Annotated in this window: 22 protein-coding genes; 10 read left to right on the top strand and 12 right to left on the bottom strand. The window is 63.6% G+C overall.

Annotation, left to right across the window (positions count from 1 at the left end):
* Window positions 1-38: 38 nt before the first annotated feature.
* The gene (locus IAG25_RS29020; protein ID WP_035506019.1) at window positions 39-569 is read right to left on the bottom strand and encodes an Lrp/AsnC family transcriptional regulator; all 531 of its coding nucleotides are present in this window, start codon (window positions 567-569) and stop codon (window positions 39-41) included.
* Between the two features lie 138 nt (window positions 570-707).
* Between IAG25_RS29020 and mdeB the strand changes: the two genes are divergently transcribed.
* On the top strand, window positions 708-3,419 hold the full coding sequence (mdeB, locus tag IAG25_RS29015; RefSeq protein WP_187607914.1) for an alpha-ketoglutarate dehydrogenase: 2,712 nt from the start codon (window positions 708-710) through the stop codon (window positions 3,417-3,419).
* Here mdeB and IAG25_RS29010 read toward each other — a convergent pair.
* Window positions 3,416-4,066, bottom strand: a complete 651-nt coding sequence (locus IAG25_RS29010) for a phosphoribosyltransferase (RefSeq protein WP_187607913.1) — start codon at window positions 4,064-4,066, stop codon at window positions 3,416-3,418. The genes mdeB and IAG25_RS29010 overlap by 4 nt on opposite strands.
* The gene (locus IAG25_RS29005) at window positions 4,063-4,869 is read right to left on the bottom strand and encodes a crotonase/enoyl-CoA hydratase family protein (protein WP_187607912.1); all 807 of its coding nucleotides are present in this window, start codon (window positions 4,867-4,869) and stop codon (window positions 4,063-4,065) included. Before IAG25_RS29005 ends, IAG25_RS29010 begins: the two co-directional genes overlap by 4 nt.
* 292 nt (window positions 4,870-5,161) lie before the next feature.
* Between IAG25_RS29005 and IAG25_RS29000 the strand changes: the two genes are divergently transcribed.
* From IAG25_RS29000 to IAG25_RS28990, 3 genes are all read left to right on the top strand, one after another.
* Window positions 5,162-6,364, top strand: coding sequence for an ammonium transporter (locus tag IAG25_RS29000; RefSeq protein ID WP_187607911.1), 1,203 nt, complete (start codon window positions 5,162-5,164; stop codon window positions 6,362-6,364).
* 60 nt (window positions 6,365-6,424) lie between these two features.
* Window positions 6,425-7,282 carry an ammonia-dependent NAD(+) synthetase gene (gene nadE / locus IAG25_RS28995; RefSeq protein ID WP_187607910.1) on the top strand — a complete coding sequence of 286 codons (858 nt, stop codon included), beginning with the start codon at window positions 6,425-6,427 and terminating at the stop codon, window positions 7,280-7,282.
* An 86-nt stretch (window positions 7,283-7,368) separates the two neighbouring features.
* Window positions 7,369-9,564 (top strand): hybrid sensor histidine kinase/response regulator, encoded by a 2,196-nt coding sequence (locus IAG25_RS28990; protein ID WP_255504016.1) that lies wholly within the window; start codon window positions 7,369-7,371, stop codon window positions 9,562-9,564.
* 6 nt (window positions 9,565-9,570) lie between these two features.
* Here IAG25_RS28990 and IAG25_RS28985 read toward each other — a convergent pair whose 3' ends face one another.
* Genes IAG25_RS28985 through IAG25_RS28975 form a run of 3 tightly spaced genes read right to left on the bottom strand, consistent with a single transcriptional unit; the run spans window position 9,571 to window position 11,538 of the window.
* Window positions 9,571-10,032, bottom strand: coding sequence for a hypothetical protein (locus tag IAG25_RS28985; protein WP_187607909.1), 462 nt, complete (start codon window positions 10,030-10,032; stop codon window positions 9,571-9,573).
* A complete protein-coding gene (locus tag IAG25_RS28980) occupies window positions 10,033-11,319 on the bottom strand; it encodes a PQQ-dependent sugar dehydrogenase (protein WP_222946700.1) in 1,287 nt (428 codons plus the stop codon). It abuts the gene before it with no gap.
* A gap of 51 nt (window positions 11,320-11,370) precedes the next feature.
* Complete coding sequence (locus IAG25_RS28975; RefSeq protein WP_187607907.1) at window positions 11,371-11,538, bottom strand: hypothetical protein; 168 nt, start codon at window positions 11,536-11,538, stop codon at window positions 11,371-11,373.
* A 243-nt stretch (window positions 11,539-11,781) separates the two neighbouring features.
* Here IAG25_RS28975 and IAG25_RS28970 point away from each other — a divergent pair, with 243 nt between their 5' ends.
* Window positions 11,782-11,964, top strand: a complete 183-nt coding sequence (locus IAG25_RS28970) for a hypothetical protein (RefSeq protein WP_187608071.1) — start codon at window positions 11,782-11,784, stop codon at window positions 11,962-11,964.
* 65 nt (window positions 11,965-12,029) lie between these two features.
* Here the strand turns inward: IAG25_RS28970 and IAG25_RS28965 are convergent, their stop codons facing one another.
* The 6 genes from IAG25_RS28965 to ehuB all read right to left on the bottom strand — a co-directional run bounded on the left by IAG25_RS28965 (window position 12,030) and on the right by ehuB (window position 17,199).
* Window positions 12,030-12,404, bottom strand: a complete 375-nt coding sequence (locus IAG25_RS28965; RefSeq protein ID WP_187607906.1) for a DUF3175 domain-containing protein — start codon at window positions 12,402-12,404, stop codon at window positions 12,030-12,032.
* 4 nt (window positions 12,405-12,408) lie between these two features.
* Complete coding sequence (locus IAG25_RS28960; protein ID WP_187607905.1) at window positions 12,409-13,971, bottom strand: FAD-dependent oxidoreductase; 1,563 nt, start codon at window positions 13,969-13,971, stop codon at window positions 12,409-12,411.
* A gap of 76 nt (window positions 13,972-14,047) precedes the next feature.
* Window positions 14,048-14,872: an ectoine/hydroxyectoine ABC transporter ATP-binding protein EhuA gene (gene ehuA, locus IAG25_RS28955; RefSeq protein WP_304502676.1), complete on the bottom strand. Its 825-nt coding sequence runs from the start codon at window positions 14,870-14,872 to the stop codon at window positions 14,048-14,050.
* Between the two features lie 73 nt (window positions 14,873-14,945).
* Window positions 14,946-15,614 carry an ectoine/hydroxyectoine ABC transporter permease subunit EhuD gene (ehuD, locus tag IAG25_RS28950; protein ID WP_187607904.1) on the bottom strand — a complete coding sequence of 223 codons (669 nt, stop codon included), beginning with the start codon at window positions 15,612-15,614 and terminating at the stop codon, window positions 14,946-14,948.
* The gene (gene ehuC / locus IAG25_RS28945) at window positions 15,611-16,294 is read right to left on the bottom strand and encodes an ectoine/hydroxyectoine ABC transporter permease subunit EhuC (protein ID WP_187607903.1); all 684 of its coding nucleotides are present in this window, start codon (window positions 16,292-16,294) and stop codon (window positions 15,611-15,613) included. The genes ehuD and ehuC overlap by 4 nt, the downstream gene beginning before the upstream one ends.
* Window positions 16,295-16,344: 50 nt before the next feature.
* The gene (gene ehuB, locus IAG25_RS28940) at window positions 16,345-17,199 is read right to left on the bottom strand and encodes an ectoine/hydroxyectoine ABC transporter substrate-binding protein EhuB (protein WP_187607902.1); all 855 of its coding nucleotides are present in this window, start codon (window positions 17,197-17,199) and stop codon (window positions 16,345-16,347) included.
* Window positions 17,200-17,432: 233 nt separating this feature from the next.
* On the opposite strand from ehuB, the gene ehuR reads away from it, so the two are divergent.
* The 5 genes from ehuR to doeB all read left to right on the top strand — a co-directional run bounded on the left by ehuR (window position 17,433) and on the right by doeB (window position 23,151).
* Window positions 17,433-18,830, top strand: a complete 1,398-nt coding sequence (gene ehuR, locus IAG25_RS28935) for a MocR-like ectoine utilization transcription factor EhuR (protein ID WP_187607901.1) — start codon at window positions 17,433-17,435, stop codon at window positions 18,828-18,830.
* An 81-nt stretch (window positions 18,831-18,911) separates the two neighbouring features.
* Window positions 18,912-19,877, top strand: a complete 966-nt coding sequence (gene eutB / locus IAG25_RS28930; protein WP_187607900.1) for a hydroxyectoine utilization dehydratase EutB — start codon at window positions 18,912-18,914, stop codon at window positions 19,875-19,877.
* Window positions 19,878-19,881: 4 nt separating this feature from the next.
* Window positions 19,882-20,886: a cyclodeaminase gene (locus tag IAG25_RS28925; protein ID WP_035505983.1), complete on the top strand. Its 1,005-nt coding sequence runs from the start codon at window positions 19,882-19,884 to the stop codon at window positions 20,884-20,886.
* A gap of 11 nt (window positions 20,887-20,897) precedes the next feature.
* Window positions 20,898-22,124 carry an ectoine hydrolase DoeA gene (gene doeA, locus IAG25_RS28920; protein ID WP_187607899.1) on the top strand — a complete coding sequence of 409 codons (1,227 nt, stop codon included), beginning with the start codon at window positions 20,898-20,900 and terminating at the stop codon, window positions 22,122-22,124.
* A 4-nt stretch (window positions 22,125-22,128) separates the two neighbouring features.
* On the top strand, window positions 22,129-23,151 hold the full coding sequence (gene doeB / locus IAG25_RS28915; RefSeq protein ID WP_187607898.1) for a N(2)-acetyl-L-2,4-diaminobutanoate deacetylase DoeB: 1,023 nt from the start codon (window positions 22,129-22,131) through the stop codon (window positions 23,149-23,151).

The following is a 23,151-nucleotide window of genomic DNA, read 5'->3' as shown; positions in this document are numbered from 1 at the left end:
AGTTTGATCGGAAGCATTGCCCGCGGGTCGCGCGAGCGTCATGTCCATTCTGCTTCGTCGGCGTTCTGATCGGGCAGGGTTAGTCCGGATGCGGGCAAAGGCAGCGCGGTCTTGTAGCGCACCTGTTTGAGCGCGAAGCTCGAACGAATGTTGGAAACGCCCGGCATTTTCGTGAGCCGCTCCAGGATAAAGCGCTCCAGCGCGGCGACATCGGGCAACACGACACGCAACAGGTAATCCGCATCGCCCGTCATCAGATAACACTCCATCACTTCGGGACGCTCGCTGATCGCCTGCTCGAAGCGCGCGAGCGCGTCCTTGATCTGCTTTTCCAGACTGACCTGAATGAACACGTTGATGGAAAGGCCCAGCGCTTCCGGGTTGAGCAACGTGACGTGCTGCTTGAAAAGCCCCGCTTTTTCCAGTGCGCGCACGCGATTGAAGCAGGGCGTCGGCGAGAGGTTCACCGCGCGCGCAAGCTCCGAATTGGTGATGCGCGCGTTTTGCTGAAGCTGATTCAATATGCCGATGTCGGTGCGGTCGAGGCGCTGCTTGGTATTTGCCGTCATAGTCGAAACATTCCGGTTTCTGGCGTTTTCGAAGAATAAACACACTACCGCAAAGCGCGGCGCCAGCCAAATGAGACGCACATTCTGCGCATCAATGGATATGCTTGGATCATCCTTCAGCCACAGCGGAGTCGCGCCATGACCGACTTATCGAGCGGAACCCACCAGCTTCTTTCCATCGCCAAGGGACGCGAGGACACCGATCCCGGCGAAACCGCCGAATGGCTGGAGGCGCTCGATGCGGTCGTCGCGCATGTTGGACGGGATCGCGCGCAATACATCTTCGACAGGCTCGCGGAGCACGCACTGTCGGTGGGCGTCGAATCGGCGCGGGCGCGCGCGACGCCCTACGCGAACACGATTCCCGTATCGCAGCAGCCGCCTTATCCCGGCAACCTCGACATCGAGGAAAGGCTCGCCGCCGTTCTGCGCTGGAACGCGCTCGCGATGGTCGTGCGTGCGAACCGCGCGTACGGCGAACTGGGCGGCCATATCGCGAGCTATGCGTCGGCGGCGGATCTGTTCGAAGTCGGCTTCAATCACTTCTTCAAAGCCGCCGATGCAAACAATGGCGGCGACCTCGTCTACTTCCAGCCGCATTCGTCGCCGGGCGTGTATGCGCGCGCGTATCTCGAAGGCTTTCTCGGCGAAGAGCATTTGAAGCACTATCGGCGCGAGATCGCCGGACCGGGTTTGTGCTCGTATCCGCATCCGTGGCTGATGCCCGACTTCTGGCAATTCCCGACGGGCTCGATGGGCATCGGTCCGATCAACTCGATTTATCAAGCGCGCTTCATGCGCTACTTGCAGAACCGGAATCTGCAGCACACGGAAGGGCGCAAGGTGTGGGGCTTCTTCGGCGACGGCGAAATGGACGAGCCCGAATCGATCGGCGCGTTGTCGCTCGCGGCGCGCGAACAGCTCGATAACCTCGTGTTCGTCATCAATTGCAATCTGCAGCGGCTCGATGGTCCCGTGCGCAGCAACGGACGCATCGTCGATGAACTCGAAGCGCAGTTCACCGGCGCGGGCTGGAACGTGATCAAGGTGCTGTGGGGATCGGACTGGGATGCGCTGTTCGCCCGCGATCGCACGAACGCGTTGCTGCGCGCCTTCGCGCATACCGTCGATGGACAATTCCAGACTTTCTCGGCCAACGATGGCCGCTATAACCGGGAACGCTTCTTCGGCCAGAATCCGGAACTCGCGGCGCTCGTCGCGCATATGTCGGATGAAGATATCGACCGCTTGCGCCGTGGCGGCCACGATGTGCGCAAGCTGCATGCTGCGTACGCGAAAGCGCTGTCGCACAAGGGCCAGCCGACCGTGATTCTCGCCAAGACGATGAAAGGCTTCGGCATGGGCACGGTGGGACAGGGCCGCATGACGACGCATCAGCAGAAGAAGCTCGATCTCGACGATCTCAAGCAGTTCCGCGATCGCTTCCGCCTGCCGCTTTCCGATGAAGACGTCGAGCAGGTCAGGTTCTACAAGCCCGCCGATAACGCGCCCGAGATGCGCTATCTGCATGAGCGCCGCGCGGCTTTGGGCGGTTATCTGCCGCGCCGTCGCGCGAAGGCGTCGCAAGGCATCACGCCGCCCGCGCTCGATTCGTGGGGGCAATTCGCGCTCGATGCATCCGGCAAGGAGATGTCGACGACGATGGCCTTCGTGCGCATGCTCGGCAGCCTGCTGAAGGACAAGACGCTCGGCCCGCGCGTCGTGCCCGTGGTCGCGGACGAGGCGCGCACGTTCGGCATGGCGAACCTCTTCAGGCAGATAGGCATCTATTCGCCGCTCGGCCAGTTGTACGAGCCGGAGGACATGGGCTCGATGCTCTATTACCGCGAGGACACGCGCGGGCAGATTCTCGAAGAGGGCATCTCGGAGGCGGGCGCGGTGTCGTCGTGGATCGCGGCGGCGACATCGTACAGCGTGCACGATCTGCCGATGCTGCCGTTCTACATCTACTACTCGATGTTCGGCTTTCAGCGCATCGGCGATCTGATTTTCGCGGCGGCGGACCAGCGTTCGCGCGGCTTTCTCATCGGCGCGACGGCGGGGCGCACGACGCTCGGCGGCGAAGGCTTGCAGCATCAGGACGGCACGAGCCATCTCGCCGCATCGACGATTCCGAATTGCCGCGCCTACGATCCCGCGTTCGCGTACGAAGTCGCCGCGATCGTCGATGAAGGCATGAAGGACATGATGGAGCGCCAGAACGACGTGTTCTACTACGTCACGGTGACCAACGAGAATTACGCGCAGCCGTCCGCGCCCGGCAACTCACTCGATGCGCACACGCGCGAAGGCATTCTGCGCGGCATCTATCGCATCGGCGGCGATGCGGCCGACGCCCAGGTGCAGTTGCTCGGCTCCGGCGCGATTCTCAACGAAGCCATCGCCGCGCGCACGATGCTCATGGAAGACTGGAACATCGGCGCCGCCGTGTGGAGCGTGACGAGCTTTACGGAATTGCATCGCGATGGCGCGTCATGCGAGCGTCTCGCGCGCCTGCACGACGACGATGCGAACGTGCCGTTCGTCACGCGTGCGCTCGAAGGCTCGCGTGGTCCCGTGATCGCCGCGACCGATTACGTGCGCGCGGTGCCGGAACTCATTCGCGCGTATGTGCCGAGCCGCTACGTCACGCTCGGCACCGATGGCTTCGGCCGCAGCGACACGCGTCAATCGTTGCGTGCGTTCTTCGAAGTGGATCGCGTGTCGATCGTGATTGCCGCGTTGAAATCGCTCGTGGACGAAGGCGTCATCGAGCAAACGGTGTTGCAGGCCGCGCGCGAGAAATACGGCAAGGCGCAGGAAGCGCACGACGCGCCCTGGATGCGTTAGGCCGCCTTGCGCGCTGCGTCGAGCAGTTCGCGCACTTCGTCGTCGCTCGTCTGATCGAAGTCGATATAGAACTGCCCGACGCCGAAATAATGGCGCGGGCGCATCACGCAGACGAATTCGTCGACGACTTCTTCCACGCGCGCTTCGGAATCGAGCGGCGCGACCGGCAGCGCCGCGACGATCTTCGACGGATGCGCGTAACGCAGCGACATCGCCGCAGCCTTCATCGTCGCGCCGGTCGCCATGCCGTCATCCACGACGATCGCGACGCGGCCCTCGACATCGAGCGGCGGCAGTGAGCCGCGATACAGTTTCTCGCGGCGGGCGAGTTCGGCGCGTTCCTTTGCGATCACGTGTTCGAGATCGTCCTTCGCAACGCCCGCGTACTGCACGATGCGCTCGTCGAGATAGAACGCATCGCCGGATGCGATCGCGCCCATCGCGAGCTCGGGCTGAACCGGCACGCCCAGCTTGCGCACGACGAGCACGTCGAGCCGCGCGCCGAGTGCGCACGCCACTTCATACGCGACGGGCACGCCGCCGCGCGGCAGCGCGAGCACGGTGACATCGTTGCGGCCCGCGTAAGCGGTGAGATGCTGCGCGAGCTCGCGGCCCGCCGCTCTGCGATTCTCGAACACTGAGTTCATGTCGCCTGTCCTTTCGGGCTCGACGCGCGCGAAAGAAAACGCGTCGCACCGTCGAGACCTTCATCGAATATCGAGCGATATCCGTTCGCGCCTTCACGCTGCAATGCCCGGGCGATGTCGGCGTCGAACGCGTTCTCGTGCACCGAGCGCAGGTCGGCGCGCAACGCGGCCTGCGGCACCGCGGCCAGCTCGCATGCGAGCGCTTCCGCCACGCTGCGCGCTTCGCCTTGCGGCGCGATGCGATTCGCGAGGCCGATGGCGAGCGCCTCGTGCCCATCGATCGCGCGCCCTGTGAGTATCAGATCCAGCGCGCGCGACATGCCGATGAGCCGCGGCAGGCGTATCGTGCCGCCGTCGACGAGCGGCACGCCCACGCGCCTGCAGAACACGCCGAGCACCGCGTGTTCCTCGACGACGCGCATATCGCACCACGCCGCGAGTTCGAGCCCGCCCGCGACTGCATGTCCCGCGATCGCCGCGATCACGGGCTTGTTCAGCGCGAGGCGCGTCGGCCCCATCGGGCCGGGGCCGCTGCCGTCCGGATGGATCTCGTTGCGGCGCGCGTCGTCGTCGAGCGCGGAGAGATCCGCGCCCGCGCAGAACGTGCCGCCTGCGCCCCACAGCACGGCGACCGACAACGCGTCGTCGGCGTCGAAGCGCTCGAACGCTTCGCGCAGCGCATCCGCGATCTCGCGATCCACCGCGTTGCGCCGTTGCGCGCGATCGAGCACGACCGTGACGACGCGCGGATCGAGCGCGTGCGGTTCCATGCGCACGTGCTCGCCCAGATATTCGACGGACATCGACGCCTCCTTTTGCGCGATGCAGACTTCAGGATACTCGCCGCGCGACGCGTCGGTGCGCCGCGTCGAATACTTGCAAAAGTGAAATTTTTGGCCCGCGTCCGGTGCATGCGATGCGACACGACGGGGCATTGCACCAACATCGAGCGAAACGGTACGAACCTTCGCGGCGCACGTTGCACCATGCGTAACCGCGTCAATGCACGCCTGCGCACTGTTTCGATGCTTTGTGCGCCAACTTGGCCCGGAACTTGCAAAATCAGCGCCTCCTTCAGACCCGAGCGCTCGAAACATGCAGGCACTTCAATCCGGAACCAACACTCTTTTCCTGCTGCTGGGCGCCGCGATGGTGCTTGCGATGCACGCGGGCTTCGCCTTTCTCGAACTCGGCACGGTGCGCCGCGAGAATCAGGTGAACGCGCTCGTGAAGATCCTCGTGGACTTCGCGGTATCGACGCTCGCGTACTTCTTCATCGGCTACAACATCGCGTATGGCGTGCAGTTCATGCACAGCGCCGATATCCTCGGCGAGCACAACGGCTATGCGCTCGTGCGCTTCTTCTTTCTGCTGACCTTCGCGGCCGCGATTCCGGCGATCGTGTCGGGCGGCATCGCCGAGCGCTCGAAGTTCAATCCGCAACTGTTCGCGACCTGCGTGATCGTCGGCTTCATCTATCCGTTGCTCGAAGGCGTGGCGTGGAACGAGCGCTTCGGCATTCAGGGCTGGCTGACGCAGGCCTTTGGCGCGCCGTTTCACGACTTCGCGGGCTCCGTCGTCGTCCATGCATTCGGCGGCTGGGTCGCGCTGCCGGCGGTGCTGCTGCTCGGGCCGCGTCACGGGCGTTATCACAAGGATGGACGTATCGCCGCGCATCCGCCGTCGAGCATTCCGTTTCTCGCGCTGGGCGCGTGGGTGCTGGCGGTCGGCTGGTTCGGCTTCAACGTGATGAGCGCGCAGACGGTCGACAAGATCAGCGGCCTCGTCGCGGTGAACTCGCTGATGGCGATGGTCGGCGGCACGCTCGCCGCGTGGGTCGCCGGCCGCAACGATCCGGGCTTCACCTACAACGGGCCGCTCGCGGGTCTCGTCGCGGTGTGCGCGGGCTCGGACCTCATGCATCCGTTAGGCGCGCTGATCGTCGGCGCGGTCGCGGGCGTGCTGTTCGTGCAGATGTTCACGTGCGTGCAGAACCGCTGGCGTATCGACGACGTGCTCGGCGTGTGGCCGCTGCACGGCATGTGCGGCGCGTGGGGCGGCATCGCTGCGGGCATCTTCGGGCAGAAGGTGTTCGGCGGCATCGGCGGCGTGTCGATGTGGTCGCAGGTCATCGGCACGGTGGGCGCGGTGGCCCTCGCGCTCGCGGGCGGCGCGGCGGTCTATGGCGCGATCAAGATGACCGTCGGTTTGCGGCTCGATCGCGAGGAAGAATTCAACGGCGCCGATCTCGCGATCCATCGCATTTCGGCCACGCCGGATCGGGAAATGGCGGGCTGACGCCAGAGACTCGCGCTTTGCTGTAGCGTTACGAGTTCATCAGCCCAACGCGAGCACACGATGTCGAACGATCACGCCTCACGCCAGCGCGGCATCATCGAGGAACTGAAGGTCGCGCCGGTCTTCGATCTCGACGCCGAACGCGAACGCCGCATCGCGTTCCTCGCCGACTATCTCGAAGCGCAGAAGCTCAGCACCTATGTGCTCGGCATCAGCGGCGGCGTGGATTCATCGACGGCGGGCCGTCTCGCGCAACTCGCCGTCGAGCGCCTGCGGGCGCGTCATGTCGATGCGCGCTTCATCGCGATGCGTCTTCCCTACGGCGAGCAGCGCGACGAAGCCGATGCGCAACGCGCACTCGCATTCATCCGGCCCGACGAAACGCTCACGGTCAACATAAAGCCCGCCGCCGACGCGATGCGCGAATCGCTCGCGTCATCGGGCCTGCTGTATCGCGACGAGCGGCACGAGGACTTCGTGCTCGGCAACATCAAGGCGCGCCAGCGGATGATCGCGCAATACGCGGTGGCCGCCGCGCACGCGGGCGTCGTGATCGGCACGGACCACGCGGCCGAATCGCTGATGGGCTTCTTCACCAAGTTCGGCGATGGCGGCGCGGACGTGCTGCCGCTCTACGGCCTGAACAAGCGCCGCGTGCGCGCGCTCGCTGAAGCGCTCGGCGCGGGCAACGAGATATCCGCAAAGGTGCCGACCGCCGACCTCGAAACCCTCACGCCGATGAAGCCCGATGAAGACAGCTACGGCATAAGCTACGAGGACATAGACGATTTTCTCGAAGGCAAGCCGGTTTCCGATACGGTCTACGCGACCATTTACCGCTTCCATGACGCGACGCATCACAAGCGCGCGTTGCCGATCACACCCGATGACGACTGGCGCATGCAGGCGCTTTGCTGAACGGCAAATTTCATAGTTGATGTCGCTTTCCGGCGCACGCCGGGTACGATGTATTGGGTACCGGTCGATTTCTCGGAGACGCAACGTTGGACTCCACCGAGACCGCGACATTCGATTTGCCGCTGCCCGCTCGCAATTTCGCGTCGATGCGAAAGATGCTGCTGCTTGCGCTCTGCGCGTCGGTCGTGATTCCGCTCGCGAGCCTTTGCATTTACGGTTACCACGATCATCAGCGCCGCTTTGCGGAAGCACAGGAACTGACCGGGCGCCTCACGCGCATCGCGGACGAGCACGCGCTGAAGGTGATCGACCTGAATCGGCAACTGGAGACGCGCATCGTCGATCTGCTCGGCGACAGCGACGATGCCTCCATCAAGCGTCGCGAGGTTGGACTGCATCGCACGCTCGACGACATGAGCGGCACGCTCGCGCAGATCGCCGCAATTTCCGTTTTCGGCGTAAAAGGCGCGCTGCTCGCGAATAGCCGCTGGTATCCGGCGCCTGCCGTGTCGATTGCGGAGCGCGACGATTTTCAGTCCGCGCGCGCGGTCGCGCCCGTCACGTACTTCTCGCTGCCGTTGCTCGGCAAGGTGGCGCGTTCCGATGTGTTCACGACGACGAGAGGCCGCATCGGTCGCAACGGACAGTTTCTCGGCGTCGTTTCGATCGCGTTGAAGCGCGACTTTTTCACCGATTTCTATCGCGAACTCGCGGCGGGCGATCATGCGCTCGTCATCGGACTGTATCGCCGCGACGGCAATATCCTCGCGCGCTTTCCGGAGAGCGCGGACAGCACGGAACCTGCGACGAACACGCCCTTTACCAGCGAGTTTCGCAACAACGAACTGTACGGCAGCACGCGCATGCGTTCGGGCATCGATCAAGTCGAGCGGCTGCTCGCCTTCAGGCGCGTGGGCGACGCGCCGCTCTATGTATCGACCGGTTATGCGACGTCCGCCGTCGAGACGCGCTGGCGCGACAACCTCGCGTTCGTCGCGGCGATCGCGCTGATGCCGTGCATCGCGGTGTGGCTGCTGATCGCGTTTTCGATTCGCCGGCTCGATGCCGAACAGGCCGCATGGGAGCACTGGCAGGCCGAAGTCGCAACGCGGCTTTCCAACGAAGCGTCGAGCCGGCAATTGCGGCGCACGGGCGCGCTCGGCAATCTCGTCGCCAACGTCGCGCACGACTTCAACAATCTGCTGATGGTGGTCGGATCGAACATGGAGCTCGCGCGCCGCAAGCGCTTCAACGACGTCGAGAGCGAAGTGCTCGCGGTGGAGCGCGCCACCGCCGGCGCCAAGTCGCTCGCGCGCCGGCTCATGAGCGTCGCGCGCAAACAGCCGCTCAAACAGGAGTTGATCGATCCGGCCAACTGGCTGAGAAGCGTGCTCGATCTCGTGAAGAAGTCGATGGATCCGTCCGTCACGGTGACGCTGGAGCTGTCGCCCGGTCTGTGGAAGGTGATGGCCGATCCGGTCGAGCTGGAACTCGCGCTCGTGAATATCGCAGTGAATGCGAACGATGCGATGCCGGATGGCGGGCGCATGCTTATCCGTTGCCAGAACGCGCCCATGCGCGGCGCGGAAACGAATATTCCCGATGGCGATTATGTGCTCGTTTCGATCACCGACAACGGCGAAGGCATGACCGAGCAGGTTCAGCGGCGCGCATTCGAACCGCTTTTCACGATGAAGCAGCGCGGTGCGGGCACCGGTCTCGGTCTGACGCAAGTGCTCGCCGCGTGCGAGCAGGCGGGCGGCGCCGCGCGCATCGCGAGCGTGACGGGCGCGGGCACCACTGTCCGGCTCTATCTGCCGCGTCATGATGGTCCGGTGCCCGAGGCATCGAAAGCCGGTATGCCGTCCGATTTCGCGACGCTGTCGCTCGTACCCGCGACGGACGACCAGGATGAGCCGCTGCGCGGCAAGTCGGTGCTGCTGGTGGAGGACAACGCGGATGTCGCGGCGGGCGTGACAGCGGTGCTCGAAATGTTCGGCTGCACGGTGCATCACGAGGAAAGCGCCGATGCCGCGTTCGCGCTATTGAGCGAAGGCCATGCATTCGATCTGGTGCTGTCCGATGTGCAGATGCCTGGCCGCATGAACGGCATCGATCTGGCCGAGGAGATCGTCAAGCGACGTCCTTCGCAAAAACTCGTGCTGATGACAGGCTATGCCGACGAACTGGAGCGCGCGAAGCATCTCGGCGTGCCGATCCTCGCGAAGCCTTTCGACATGGACGATCTGCTCGATCTGATCGCGCCGGGCGGGCCGCGTTGATCGCGATCAGCGCTTGTCGCGGCCCTGCACGGCCCGCGCGCCGACGAGCGGATTGAACGCCGCGCGCTTCGGTTGCGCTGCCTGCGTGCTCTTCCTGTTCGTCTTCGAGCTCGTATTGCCGCCAAGTTGACTGAGCAGGTCTTCGTCGTCCTTCGCCTGCGCTGCTTCGTCGTCTGCGGGCGATTCGCCGCCCGCGAGATGCGCGACCACCGACATGAAGTCCTTCCGTGCGTTCTTGAGTGCGCGTCCCGGCATCATGACGAGCACGACGGCCTCATGCACCGTATGTGCATCCACGGTCTTCAACGCGCTGTCCTCATTCCAGTCGATGCCGCTATCCGCATACGCCGCGACGACGTGATGCAATACGGCGGGCGACATTACGCCCGCATCGTAAAGGCCGACGATCTGCCGCTCCGCGAGCGCGAACAGGCTCTTTTCGGCGCGATTCGGCTTCTTCGCGGCCATTTACTTCGCGGCGGGCGCGACCCGCCACACCGTGTTGCCGACATCATCGGCGACGAGCAACGCGCCTTTGCTGTCCACCGCGACGCCGACGGGTCGGCCAAGCGCATGCCCGTCGGATGAGAGAAAGCCCGTCAGGATATCTTCGGGCGGACCCGAGGGCTTGCCGTCCTCGAACGGCACGAAGACGACCTTATAGCCGCTTCTCGGCTTGCGATTCCACGAGCCATGCTGACCGATGAATGCACCGTTGCGATAGTGCTCCGGGAACGCCTTGCCGTCGTAAAACGTGAGTCCGAGCGATGCGGTGTGCGCGCCCAACGCATAGTCAGGCACGATCGCCGATTGAACGAGATCCGCGCGCTGCGGCTTCACGCGGTCATCGACATGCTGGCCGTAATAGCTGTACGGCCATCCATAGAACGCCCCATCCTTTACCGAGGTCAGATAGTCAGGCACGAGTTCGTCGCCGAGTTCGTCGCGTTCGTTCACCACGGTCCAGAGCGCGCCGCTTTGCGGTTGCCACGACATGCCGTTCGGATTGCGTAAACCCGTTGCGAACAGACGCGATTGTTTCGATTCGATATCGACTTCCATGATCGCCGCGCGGCCATTCTCGGCGTCGATGCCGTTCTCCGCGGCATTGCTGTTGGAACCGACCGTCACATAGAGCTTCTTGCCGTCGCGGCTCGCGATGATGTTCTTGGTCCAGTGATGATTGATATCGCCAGCGGGCAGGTCGATGAACTTTTCGCCGGGCGTCGCGATCTGCGTCGCGCCGTTTTCGTACTTGAAGCGCAGGATCGCGTCGGTATCCGCAACGTACAGATCATCGCCGACGAGCGCCATGCCGAACGGAGAATGCAGCTTGTCGATGAACACGGTGCGCGTCTCGGCGACGCCATCGCCATCGGCATCGCGCAGCAGCATGATGCGGTCCGGGCTCTCCACCGCGGCGCCCGCGCGTTTCTGGACCTTCTTCATCACGAAGCCCTTGAGACCGGCGTTTTCATCGTGCTGCGCGGGCGCGTTGCTCTCGGCGACGAGCACATCGCCATTGGGCAGCGTCGCGATCCAGCGCGGATGAATAAGCCCCGTGCCGAAAGCGGTCACGTCGAAACCTGCGGGCGCGATGGGCTTTTGTCCTTGCGCCCACGGTTTGGCGGGTGCGATGTTGACCGTGGGCATCAGCGATTTGCGCGGCGCGGGCAGCGTGGGATTCGGGCCGAAGCCCTGCGCGTAGTCATCGGCGATGGCCGCGCCGCTCGCGAGCATCAAGGCAAACGCCATTGCTCGCGTGAGTTGCTTTGTTTGCGTTTTCAAACTTGCGCTCCTGACGGGTCAGCCGCCGCCGATGCCTTGCGTGACCTTGCCGGTGCCGCCGCAAGTGTTGCACTCGGCGCCATCGAGCTTGCCCGAGCCGTTGCAGTCCGGACAGATTTCTTCGCCTGTGCCTGGCGCGCCGGGCTCGGCTTCATCGCCGGGATTGAGAGGGGGTTCCTGGGCCATCGCCGTCTCCTTGAGTTGTTTTCCTGGAAGAAGAGAGCAAGCGACGTTCCTTGCAAGGGTTTCCATTGAACTGGCAGTTTTTTGCAGGCGCGCGGCGTTCATGGCGTCGAGGCACGCGCGCGCAGGCGGCTGTGCCTTCTGGTACGCATGATGCTCCGACCATAATGCGGCGCGAGCCGTGGCTTTCACCACTGCAACGTCATCCCGTGTTTCAAGGCGCGATGACATAGCCAGGAGGGTTTCATGAGCGGAAATCAAAAGCAGATGGGCAACCAGCCGTCGACGCCGAATCAGTCGAATCCGTCGCAGCGGCAACACGGCCAGCAGGAAAAGTCACCGGGGCAGCCGCAACAAGACCATCAATCCGGTCAGCGGCAACAGAACCAGCCGTTGCCGCAACATAAGGGCGGTCAGCGTCAACCCTGATGGTTGTTAGAAGTGGCAGGAAGCAACGCGCGCGGCTTCGTTTCGACGGGGCCGCGCGCTCGTATTCAGGGCTTGCGTCCGAATGCTTCGCGCAAGCGTTTCTTCGCGCGTTCGAGTGTGCTCTTGCGCGACTTCGGCAGATTGCGTCCCGCGCGATTGATATAGAAATTGAGCATCGACATCGCCGATTGAAACGGCGAGCCTTTGCGTCGCGTGCTGCGTGTCGATGAGCGTTTGAGCGAGTCGGCGATTTCCTGCGCATTGCCCGTCTTGAAGATATCGCGCTGGATATCCATCGCATCGCTCGTTTCCATCACGTGATGCGACCAGCGATGCGAGGCACGCTCCGGCTTCTTTCGAGCGCTCGCAAGCGAATGTCTTTGCCTTGTGCTCGGTCGCTTGCCGCCGCCAGTTTTCTTCTTCGATGTAGTCGTTGCCATAGCCTCACCTCAACGATGCGATGCGCCGCGCGTCCTCCAGCGTGAGCGGCTCGCGCATCGCTACGGCGAGACGGCACACGGCGACGTCGTGTTCGCATGCAATGACCGCGCCCACCCGTCCATCCTTCAGCAGATAGGCGATGAAATGCTGCGCGTCGAGATCGCCATCGATTTCAATGTCGTCCGGTTTTTCGACATGCCCGAGGTAGTCGAAAGTCTTCTCGTAGTGATACGTCCAGAAATACGGCACGCCGACATACTCGCGTGTGCTGCCAGCCATGTTATAGGCGGCGACGCGCGCATGCTGCTGTGCAACGCGCCAGTGTTCTATGCGTGCACTTTGATCCGAGCGCGGCAGAGGAAAGCGCGCGATATCGCCAGCGGCGTATAACGCGGGCGCGGCGAGCATCGTTGCATCGACATTGACGGCGTGGTCATCCGCGAGCGCGAGGCCCGACAGAAACGATGTCGCCGGCTCGACGCCCGTGCCCGCGATCACGACATCGGCCGCGATCTTCCCGCCCGAATCGAGGATCACTTCGCTGACCGCGGTCTCGCCTGCGAATTCAGTAATGCGCGCATTCATATGAAACGTCACGCCGTTCTTCTCGTGCAGCGTCCTGAACATTTCGCCGATACGCTCGCCGAACTGTTTCGCGAACGGCACCTTGCCCGGCGCGACCACGGTTACGTCGATCTCGCGTTTCCGCAAACACGAGGCCACTTCGAGCCCGATGAAACTCGCGCCGACGATCACCACGTGCTTGCACCCTTCGAGCGATGCGAGAATCGCGCGCGCATCTTCGCGCGTGCGCAGCAGATGCACGTGTTCGAGTTTCGCGCCGGGTATATCGAGCGGCTTCGGAACGCCGCCGGTGCACACGAGCGCGGCTTCATAATCGATCTTCTGGCCGTTCGCGAGTTCGGCGCGCTTCTCCTTCGGATCGAGATGAACGGCCTGCGATTCGATGCGTTCGATGTCGTGCTTCGCGAAGAAATCGTCGTCGAGCAGGGCAGGGACATCATCGGGCGGCATGTCGCCTGCAAGCGTGAACTTGCTGAGCGACGTGCGATCGTAGGGCTCGCGCGCATCGTCGCCCGCGAGCACGATGCGTCCGTCGAAGCCCGCTTCGCGCAACGCCGAACATGCGGCCGCGCCCGCTGCGCCCGCGCCGACGATAAGCATGGTCCGGCTCGCGTTCGCCTGCTTCTTCGACGCTTCGCCGCTGTCCATGGGCTGCGCGGACACGTACACATCGCCGTCCTTGATGGTCGCTTCGTAGCGCGTCAATGCCTTCAGTGGCGGCGGCTCGACGAGACTGCCGTCGCGCACCTCGAACGTGCCTTTGTGCCAGGGACAAACGATACGCCCGTTGCAGATCGCGCCTTCATCGAGCGGGCCGCCTGCGTGAGGGCATTCGGCGGTATAGGCGCGCACGTCGTCGCCATCGCGCACGAGCAGGATCGGGATTTCCTTCGCGTCGTCGCCGCCTTTGACGCACACGCGTGTACCGCGCTCGGCGGAAAGATCCGCGAAACGCGCGACTTTATGCAGGGTGGGGGACATCGCACTCTCCGTTGGCTGAAGCATCAGGCCATGCGAAGAGCGCGAAGCAATTATCGGACCGCGAAAAAGCGCCTGTTCAAAGCGCTTCGGTCACCGCGCGCAGAAACTGCCGCGTGCGCTCATGCTGCGGCGCGGAGAAGAACTGCTGCGGCGGCGCCTGCTCGATGATCTTGCCTTGCGAGAAGAAGCACACGCGATCGGCGAAATCTTTGGCGAAGCCCATCTGGTGCGTGACCATCAGCATCGTGAGATTGTGCTCTTCGCCGAGACGGCGGATCACGTTGAGCACTTCGCCGCACAACTCCGGATCGAGCGCGGAGGTCACTTCGTCGAAGAGCATGATCTTGGGGCGCATCGCGAGCGCGCGCGCAATCGCGACACGCTGCTGCTGTCCGCCCGACAATTGCGACGGATAGTGATTGCACTTTTCGGAAAGGCCGACCATCGAAAGCAGGTCGCGCCCGCGCTCGGTCGCTTCCTTCTTCGACAACCCGGCCACGCTCATCGGCGCTTCGATCACGTTCGCGAGCGCGCTCATGTGCGGAAACAGATTGAAGCTCTGAAACACCATGCCGATCTTGCTGCGCACCTGGCGAACATGTCGCGGCGATGCGGGCACGAGCTTGCCGCCGCGCATCTCATGCGTGAGCGGTTCACCGTCCACGTCGATGACGCCATCGGTGAGCGGGTCGAGCGTCATCAGCACGCGCAAGAGCGTGGACTTGCCCGAGCCGCTCGGCCCGATGATCGCCACCTTCTCGTTGCGGGCGACATCGAGATCGAGGCCGTCGAGCACGGTGAGCGCGCCATAGCGCTTGGTGACATTGCGAAAGCGCACCATCGGCGTGTTCGCGCTGGCATCGGCCGCTGCGCCCAGCGCCGGGTCGAGGTCTCGTTTCATCTGCTGCTCCTGGAGTTGCATTACCGTGCGCCGTCCAGCGGGGTCTGAGTGGTCGATACGCGAGGCTGAACCATCATGGCAGCCTCACGCGCCGTTCGAGATGACGCACGCCCGAAGCGAACGTCACGCTGATGAGAAGAAAGAAGATCCCGGTCATGGTGATCGGCTCGAGATAGCGGAACGTCTCGGAACCGATGTTCTTCGCCTGCTGCATCAGTTCGACGACGGTGATCGCGGAGAGCACCGGCGTGTCCTTGAACATCGCGACGAGATAGTTGCCGAGCGCGGGAATCACCGGGCGAATCGCCTGCGGCAAAACCACGCCGGTATAAGTGCGCCACGGCGAAAGCGACAGCGCGCACGATGCTTCCCACTGTCCGCGCGCGACGCCGTTGAGTCCCGCGCGATACACCTCGGAGACATAGCACGCGTAGTGCACCGCGATGCCGAGCGTGCCCGCCATCAGCGCGGACATCGTGAAGCCATAGAGCGGCGCGACATAGAAGAGCACGTACACCTGAATCAGGAGCGGCGTGCTGCGAATGAACTCGATGAAGAACGCGGTCGTCTTCGCGAGCAGCGCGAAATCGCTGCGCCGCATGATCGCGAGCACGAGGCCGAGCACGAGCGCAATCGCGAAACCGACGAGCGTGATGCCGATCGTGTAAATCGCCGCGCGCGCCAGTTCGGGGAGGATATGCAGCGCGTATTTCACATCGAAGAGTTGACCCAGCGATGTCATGATGCAGCCCTCGGAACAGTGCGGCGAATGGCGACATGACTGCTCACGCGTCGCTCGAACACGCGCATGACGGCGACGATCACCTGCGCAAGCACGAAGTAAATGAGCAGCGTGAGACCGAAGACTTCCGCCGTCTTGAAGGTCGCCTCGTCGAGCTGGCGCGCGCGGAACGTGAGGTCCGAGAGCGTGATCAGCGAGACGAGCGACGTGCCCTTCAGAAGCTCGATCATCAGGTTGGTCGCGGGCGGCAGCGCGTTGATCATCGCCTGCGGCAGCACGATACGGCGCAACCGCGCGGCGGCAGGCATGTTCAGCGCAAGCGCCGCTTCATACTGGCCGCCGGGCACGGAGCGCAGCGCGCCGCGCAGGATCTCCGAGCCATACGCGCCGTAGTGCAATCCCAGACCGACGATCGCAACCGTGAACGGCGTCAGTTGCACGTTGAAGGGCGGCAGCGGCAGCACGAAGAAGAGCCAGAATAGTTGCACCAGCAGCGACGTGCCGCGAAACACCTCGACATACACGTTGCCGGCCCAGCGCACGGCGCGGTAAGGCGCGGCGCGCAACGCCGTCGCGACACCCGCCATGACGATCGCGAGAAGGATGCTGATGACGGCGATCTGGATCGTGACGAGCGTGCCCTTCATCATCAGGGGCAGAAGCTCATTGAGGTCACTCATGACGGTTCCTCGCAAATTGATGAACGCTGCGCGTCGCTATACGACGATGTTCAACCGGCGCACAGCTCCGGCGCTTTCTTGGTCGTCACGTTGGTCTTGTCGAAGCCGAAGGGTTTGACCGTTTTCAGGTGATCGTCGGTGCCGAGCCACTGATGCAGTTCCTTGTTGACGGCGTCGCGCAGGTCCGTGTCTTCGGGGCGAAACGCGAGGGCGCCATAACCGGTGTGCTTCGGATCGTCGTTGAACTGGCTGATCGCTTCGACCTGCGGGCCGCCCTTTTCGGCGAGACCTTTCATCGTCAATGCGGTGCCGACCGCTGCATCGGCGCGGCGCGCGCGCACGGCCTGCAATTGCGCGGTGGTGTCCGGAACCTGCAGGATCTGGTCGTCCTTGATACCGGCCTGACGCGCATAGCCCAGCTCGGCTGTTCCTGCCATCACAGCAAGTTTCGTGTCCGGTTGCTTCGCGACATCGGCGTAGCTGTGCAGGGCCTTCGGATTGCCCTTCATCGTCAGCAGCGTGTCGGGAATCTGGTATTGCGGATCGGCGAAGGCCACCTGCTTGCAGCGTTCCGGCGTGATGTACATGCCCGCCGCGATCACGTCAAAGCGCCCGGCCTTCAGGCCCGGAATCAATGCGCCCCATTCGGTCAGCACTGCATCGACCTTCTTCACGCCGAGCTTGGCGAACACTTTCTTCGCGATTTCGGGCGATTCGCCGGTCACGGTGCCGTCGGGCGTCGTGTAGGCGAACGGCGTTTCGTTCGCGTAGCCGATACGCACCTCGCCGGTGCGCTGGATGCGCTGCAACGTGGTTTCCGCGCTCGCGCTCGTGGTGTAGGCGGCAAGGCTCGCTGCCGCGACGCACGCCGCTGCCAGCATGCCAGACAGTCGCTTCGTGTTCATATCGTTCCCGTAGTGATGGTTCTTCAAGCGTGGTCGAGTAGGCAATCCAATGGCGCGAACGCGCGAGACACAGAGAAAACCCTTATTCCGCAGGGCTTTGAAGCGACTCGCAGCGCAGCCACCGACGCAGAATACAAAGCCATATATTTGTTCCAATTGCTCTAGGACAATTATTTTCATGCGCGCTTTTGCGCCACTATTGCGCATGGAACGAGGCATGTGAGGAGCAGCAAGTGAATGAACGATGGCGCGACGCCGTGCGCACGGTGCAGGGCGTGCAGTCCAAATACAAGCGGCTCGTCAAGGCGATGGCCGCCGACATAGAAAGCGGCGCGCTCGCATCGGGCGAACGTTTGCCGCCGCAGCGCGAAGTCGCGGCGGATCTCGCGATCAGCGTGCAGACCGTCACCAACGCCTACAAGGAACTCGAACGGCAAGGGCTGATTCGTTGCGAAGTCGGGCGCGGCAGCTTCGTCAGCGCGCGCGTGACCGAAACGATGTCCAACTACATGCTCGACACCGCCGAGCGCTCGGTGGTCGATTTTTCCATCGCGCGCATCGTGCATACGCCCGAGCACGACGCGATGTGGCGCAAGGTCTGCGCGACGCTGTCCACCATCGAGGATCAGCCGTGGATTCGCGCATTCAGGCCGATTGCGGGCTTCGACAGCCATCGTCAGGCGGGCGTCGAATGGCTCGCGTCGCTCAACATGCCCGCGAAGGTGGAGACGCTGCTCGTCACCAATGGCGTCGCGCACAGCATCTTTCTGGCGCTGGCGAGCATCGTCGGGCCGGGCGATACGGTGCTGTGCGAAAGCCTCACGGATCACGGCGTGATCGGCTCGGCAAACGTGCTGGGGTTTACGCTCAAGGGTCTGGAGATCGACGAGCACGGCATTCGCCCGGAGCACTTCGAGGAAGTCTGCGACAGCGAGCGCGTGAGCGCGCTCGTCTGCACGCCGACGCTGAACAATCCCACGGTCGCGATGATGACCGATTCGCGCCGCCGCGCGATTGCGCGCATCGCGGAGCGCTATGGCGTGTATGTGATCGAGGACGATGTCTACGGCGCGTTGCCCGCCAAAACTCAGACGCCTATCGCGAGCCTGATTCCCGAACTCGCGTTCTATTGCACGAGCATGACGAAGTCGGTGCTGAGCGGTCTGCGTACCGGCTTCATGACGGTGCCGCGGCGGCTCGCATTGCGTGCTGAAAGCGTGCTGCGCGTGAGTTGCTGGATGGCGACGTCGCCGATCGCGGAAGTCAGCGCGCGCTGGATCATGGACGGCACGGCGCAGCGCCTCGTGCAGATTCAGCGCGAGCGGCTTGCGGCGCGTCAGAGCGTCGTGCGCGAAGTGCTTGGCGAATATGTGCTCGGCAGTCATCCGAACGCGCTATCCGTCTGGTTGCGCGTGCCCGACGAATGGGAAGCGGAGCGCATCACGCGCGAACTGCGCAATCGCAATATCGCGGTGACGTCGCCCGATCCGTTTCTCGTGCGCGGCGCGGACCGGCCCAATGCGGTGCGGCTGTGCGTGGGCGCGGAAGTCGGCGAGAGCACGTTCCGCACGGCTGTCGAAACCATGCGCGAAGTCTTCGGCCAGTTCCCGCACGTACATGACTTCAACTAAATGAACTAGGACAATCGAAAACGATTTTTTAGGACATTAGACTGGGTTGCATCGATACCCGAACTCGCAGCTCAGTCACTTATGTCAGCACTCACGCTCGCCGATGTCTACCGCGCCCGCCAGCGCATCGAAGGCCGCGCGCTCGTCACGCCGCTGGTTCATTCGTTGTCGCTCTCGCGCCTCGCGGGCGTGCCGGTTCATCTCAAGCTCGAAACGCTGCAACCCACGGGCAGCTTCAAGTTGCGCGGCGCGACGAATGCACTCGCGCAGATCGCGGAACAAGGCTGCACGCGTGTCGTCACGGCATCGACGGGCAATCATGGCCGCGCGGTCGCGCACGCGGCTCGCGCACTCGGCATCGAAGCGGCGGTGTGCATGTCGTCGCTCGTGCCCAAGAACAAGGTCGATGCGGTGGCCGCGCTCGGCGCGCGCGTCGTCATCGAGGGCAAGAGTCAGGACGATGCGCAGAGGGAAGCGCAACGTCTCGTGCGCGAGGAAGGCTATGCGTTCGTGCCGCCTTTCGACGATGAACGCGTGATCGCGGGACAGGCCACCATCGGCCTCGAAATTCTCGAAGCGCTGCCGGATACGGAGAGCATCGTCGTGCCCTTGTCGGGCGGCGGGCTTTTCAGCGGCATCGCGTTCGCTGCAAAGAACATTCGCGCCGACGTGAAGCTGATCGGCGTCTCCATGCAACGCGGCGCCGCGATGCACGCGAGTCTCGCAGCGGGCAAGCCGGTCTTCGTCGATGAACTGGAGACGCTCGCCGATTCGCTCGGCGGCGGCATCGGCCTCGATAACCGGCATACGTTCTCCATGACGCGCGATCTCATCGACGACATCGTGCTGCTCGATGAAGTGTCGATCGCGCGCGGCATCGTGCATGCGTATCGCGAGGAGCGGCTCGTCGTCGAAGGCGCGGCGGCGGTGGGCATCGCGGCGCTGCTCGATGGCGCGATCGCCGTGCAGAACGGTCCCATCGTCATCGTCGTGAGCGGCAGCAACATCGATATCGAAACACATCGCCGCCTGATCGGAGCAGCCTGAACCCATGTCCAACATCGATACCTCCACCGTGCTGCTCGGGCAGGCGCAATTGCGCAAGCTCGTGCCGCTCGACCTCGACGCGATCGAACAAGTCGAAGCCGCGTTCAGATCGCTCGCGACCGAAGCCGTTGCGATGCCGCCGATCCTCCGTCTCGACATTCCCGAGCACGCGGGCGAAGTCGATGTGAAAACCGCTTATTTGCCGCGCTTTCCGAGCTTCGCGATCAAGGTGAGCCCGGGCTTCTTCAACAATCCGTCGCTCGGTTTGCCGAGCCTGAACGGTCTGATGCTGGTGCTATCGGCGCGCACGGGTCTCACCGAGGCCGTGTTGCTCGACAACGGCTATCTCACCGCGGTGCGCACCGCCGCGGCGGGTGCTGTCGCATCACGCTGGCTCGCGCGCAAGGATGCGAAGCGCGTGGCGATCATCGGCGCGGGCGAGCAGGCGCGTCTGCAATTGAAGGCGTTGCGGCTCGTGCGCGATATCGAGCACGTCACCGTATGGGCGCGCGATGCCGAAAGCGCGCATCGATTCGCGCGTGATTGCGAAGGCTTGCCGTGCGATGTCGCAGGCAGCGTCAATGAGGCGCTCAGGCACGCGGACATCGCCATCACGACAACGCCGAGCCGCGAGCCTTTGATTCACGCGCGCGATCTGCATCCCGGCCTGCATATCACGGCGATGGGATCGGATGCCGAGCACAAGAACGAAATCGCGCCGGACGTGTTTGCGAAAGCGCGCTATGTATGCGATCGCTTGCAGCAAGTGCGTGTGCTGGGCGAACTGCATCATGCGATCGAAAGAGGCGTGATCGCAGCCGATGCTTCTTTTGCCGAGCTCGGCGAAGTCATCGCGCAGAAGGCGCAGGGCCGCGCACACGATGACGAAATCACCGTGTGCGATCTCACCGGCACCGGCGCACAGGACACCGCGATCGCAACGCTCGCCATTCAGCGTGCGCGCGCGAGTCATGCAGGAACCATTTTCCACAACGATGTGACCGCTTGATAGAGGGGACGATGTCCGAAATCATGCAACAGAAGAAAGCGGAAGAACGAGGGGCGCCCGTGGTACGCCTGCCGTTCGAGCGCAGCGAGTACGACGCGCGCATCGCGAAGACGCGGCGTGCGATGGAGAAGGCGGGCATCGATCTGATGATCGTGACCGACCCGACCAACATGGCGTGGCTCACGGGCTACGATGGCTGGTCGTTCTACGTGCATCAATGCGTGCTGCTCGCGATGGAAGGCGAGCCGGTCTGGTACGGCCGGGGCCAGGATGCGAACGGCGCGAAGCGCACGGTGTTCATGTCGCACGACAACATCGTCGGCTATCCGGATCACTATGTGCAGTCGTCGGTGCGCCATCCGATGGATTACCTGTCGAGCGAAGTGATCGCGGCGCGCGGCTGGGACAAGAAGCGCATCGGCGTCGAGATGGACAACTACTACTTCAGCGCGAAGGCGTATGCGTCGTTGACGCAGCATCTGCCCGGCGCGAAGTTCGTCGATGCCACCGCGCTCGTGAACTGGCAGCGCGCGGTGAAGTCGCCGCGCGAGATCGAATACATGCGTGTCGCGGCGCGCATCGTGGAGAAGATGCATGCGCGCATTCTCGACAAGGTCGAGCCGGGCATGAAGAAGAGCGACCTCGTCGCGCAGATTTACGAAGCGGGCATTACGGGCGCCGATGGATATGGCGGCGACTATCCTGCGATCGTGCCGCTGTTGCCGACCGGTTCCGATGCCGCCGCGCCCCATCTCACATGGGACGACTCGGCATTCACCGCGAACGCGGGCACGTTCTTCGAAATCGCCGGATGTTTCAGGCGTTATCACTGCCCGCTCTCGCGCACGGTGTATCTCGGCAAGCCGCCGCAGCATTTCATCGAAGGCGAGAAGGCGGTTGTCGAAGGCATCGAAGCGGGTCTCGCGATGGCGAAGCCGGGCAACAAGACCGAGGACATCGCCAATGCGTTCTTCGCGGTGCTGCGCAAGTTCGGCATCGAGAAGGACAGCCGCTGCGGCTATCCGATCGGCGCGAGCTATCCGCCGGACTGGGGCGAGCGCACGATGAGCTTGCGTCCGGGGGACAAGACTGTCCTCGAACCCGGCATGACGTTCCACTTCATGCCGGGCCTGTGGCTCGACGACTGGGGCCTCGAAATCACGGAGAGCATCCTGATTACGGATACCGGCGTCGAGACCTTCTGCAACACGCCTCGCAAATTGTTCGTGAAGGAGTAGCACGATGCGCGCGTCACCGATCAGTCCGACCGTCGACTTCGACGCCGATGGAGAACAGCACGGCTTCCTGAAGCTGCCGTACTCGCGCAACGATTCTGCGTGGGGCGCCGTGATGATTCCGGTCACCGTGATCAAGCGCGGCGACGGACCGACGGCGCTGCTCACGGGCGGCAATCATGGCGACGAGTACGAAGGGCCGATCGCGCTGGCGAAGCTCGCATCGACGCTCAAGGCCAGCGACGTGAACGGCCGCGTGATCATCGTGCCGTTCATGAACTATCCCGCGTTTCGTGCGGGCTCGCGCACCTCGCCGATCGACGCGGGCAACCTGAATCGCAGCTTCCCCGGCAAGCCGGACGGCACGGTGACGGAGAAGATCGCGGATTACTTTCAGCGGCATCTGTTGCCGCTCGCCGATTACGTGCTCGATATCCACGCGGGCGGCCGCACGCTCGACTTCCTGCCGTTCGCGGCGATTCACGTGCTGAACGACGCGACGCAGCAATCGCGTTGCGAAGCCGCGATGCGCGCGTTCGGCGCGCCGTACTCGATGCGCATGCTGGAGCTCGATAGCATCGGTCTCTATGACAGCGCGGCGGAGGAAGCGGGCAAGGTGTTCGTATCGACGGAACTGGGCGGCGGCGGTTCGTCGACCGCGAAGAGCGTCGCGGTTGCGGAGCGTGGCGTGCATGGCTTTCTCGCGTATGCTGGCATCATCGAAAAAGAGGTGACGCGCGGCGCGGCGCGCACGACGACGCTGCTCGACATGCCGGACGGTTCTTGCTACACGACGAGCGAGCATACGGGCCTGCTCGAAATGTGCCGCGATCTCGGCGACATGGTGAAAGTGAACGACGTGCTCGCGCGCGTGTATGACATCACGCGCACGGGCGCGGCGCCGGTCGAATATCGCGCGAAGCGTGATGGCTTGCTGGCGGCGCGGCATTTTCCGGGTCTTGTACAAACGGGCGATACCGTGGCTGTAGTCGCGGATATCGTCGAACGCAACATTGCCGTGAGCGTGTAA

The organism is Caballeronia sp. EK, assembly GCF_014384845.1.
In the GTDB taxonomy this organism is placed as follows: Bacteria; Pseudomonadota; Gammaproteobacteria; order Burkholderiales; family Burkholderiaceae; genus Caballeronia; species Caballeronia jiangsuensis.
Note: the sequence above shows the minus strand (reverse complement) of the source record. Positions and strands in the feature narration are given on the sequence as shown.

Excerpts from the sequence above, each read along its gene's own strand:
- IAG25_RS28975 (WP_187607907.1), bottom strand. The coding sequence starts at position 11,538 with ATGGCCCAGGAACCCCCTCTCAATCCCGGCGATGAAGCCGAGCCCGGC.
- IAG25_RS29000 (WP_187607911.1), top strand. The coding sequence starts at position 5,162 with ATGCAGGCACTTCAATCCGGAACCAACACTCTTTTCCTGCTGCTGGGC.
- IAG25_RS28960 (WP_187607905.1), bottom strand. The coding sequence starts at position 13,971 with ATGTCCCCCACCCTGCATAAAGTCGCGCGTTTCGCGGATCTTTCCGCC.
- ehuB (WP_187607902.1), bottom strand. The coding sequence starts at position 17,199 with ATGAACACGAAGCGACTGTCTGGCATGCTGGCAGCGGCGTGCGTCGCG.
- IAG25_RS28925 (WP_035505983.1), top strand. The coding sequence starts at position 19,882 with ATGTCCAACATCGATACCTCCACCGTGCTGCTCGGGCAGGCGCAATTG.
- IAG25_RS28965 (WP_187607906.1), bottom strand. The coding sequence starts at position 12,404 with ATGGCAACGACTACATCGAAGAAGAAAACTGGCGGCGGCAAGCGACCG.
- eutB (WP_187607900.1), top strand. The coding sequence starts at position 18,912 with ATGTCAGCACTCACGCTCGCCGATGTCTACCGCGCCCGCCAGCGCATC.
- IAG25_RS28980 (WP_222946700.1), bottom strand. The coding sequence starts at position 11,319 with ATGGCGTTTGCCTTGATGCTCGCGAGCGGCGCGGCCATCGCCGATGAC.
- doeB (WP_187607898.1), top strand. The coding sequence starts at position 22,129 with ATGCGCGCGTCACCGATCAGTCCGACCGTCGACTTCGACGCCGATGGA.
- doeA (WP_187607899.1), top strand. The coding sequence starts at position 20,898 with ATGTCCGAAATCATGCAACAGAAGAAAGCGGAAGAACGAGGGGCGCCC.
- ehuA (WP_304502676.1), bottom strand. The coding sequence starts at position 14,872 with ATGAAACGAGACCTCGACCCGGCGCTGGGCGCAGCGGCCGATGCCAGC.
- mdeB (WP_187607914.1), top strand. The coding sequence starts at position 708 with ATGACCGACTTATCGAGCGGAACCCACCAGCTTCTTTCCATCGCCAAG.
- ehuC (WP_187607903.1), bottom strand. The coding sequence starts at position 16,294 with ATGAGTGACCTCAATGAGCTTCTGCCCCTGATGATGAAGGGCACGCTC.
- IAG25_RS29005 (WP_187607912.1), bottom strand. The coding sequence starts at position 4,869 with ATGTCCGTCGAATATCTGGGCGAGCACGTGCGCATGGAACCGCACGCG.
- IAG25_RS29020 (WP_035506019.1), bottom strand. The coding sequence starts at position 569 with ATGACGGCAAATACCAAGCAGCGCCTCGACCGCACCGACATCGGCATA.
- IAG25_RS28985 (WP_187607909.1), bottom strand. The coding sequence starts at position 10,032 with ATGGCCGCGAAGAAGCCGAATCGCGCCGAAAAGAGCCTGTTCGCGCTC.
- ehuD (WP_187607904.1), bottom strand. The coding sequence starts at position 15,614 with ATGACATCGCTGGGTCAACTCTTCGATGTGAAATACGCGCTGCATATC.
- IAG25_RS28970 (WP_187608071.1), top strand. The coding sequence starts at position 11,782 with ATGAGCGGAAATCAAAAGCAGATGGGCAACCAGCCGTCGACGCCGAAT.
- IAG25_RS29010 (WP_187607913.1), bottom strand. The coding sequence starts at position 4,066 with ATGAACTCAGTGTTCGAGAATCGCAGAGCGGCGGGCCGCGAGCTCGCG.
- nadE (WP_187607910.1), top strand. The coding sequence starts at position 6,425 with ATGTCGAACGATCACGCCTCACGCCAGCGCGGCATCATCGAGGAACTG.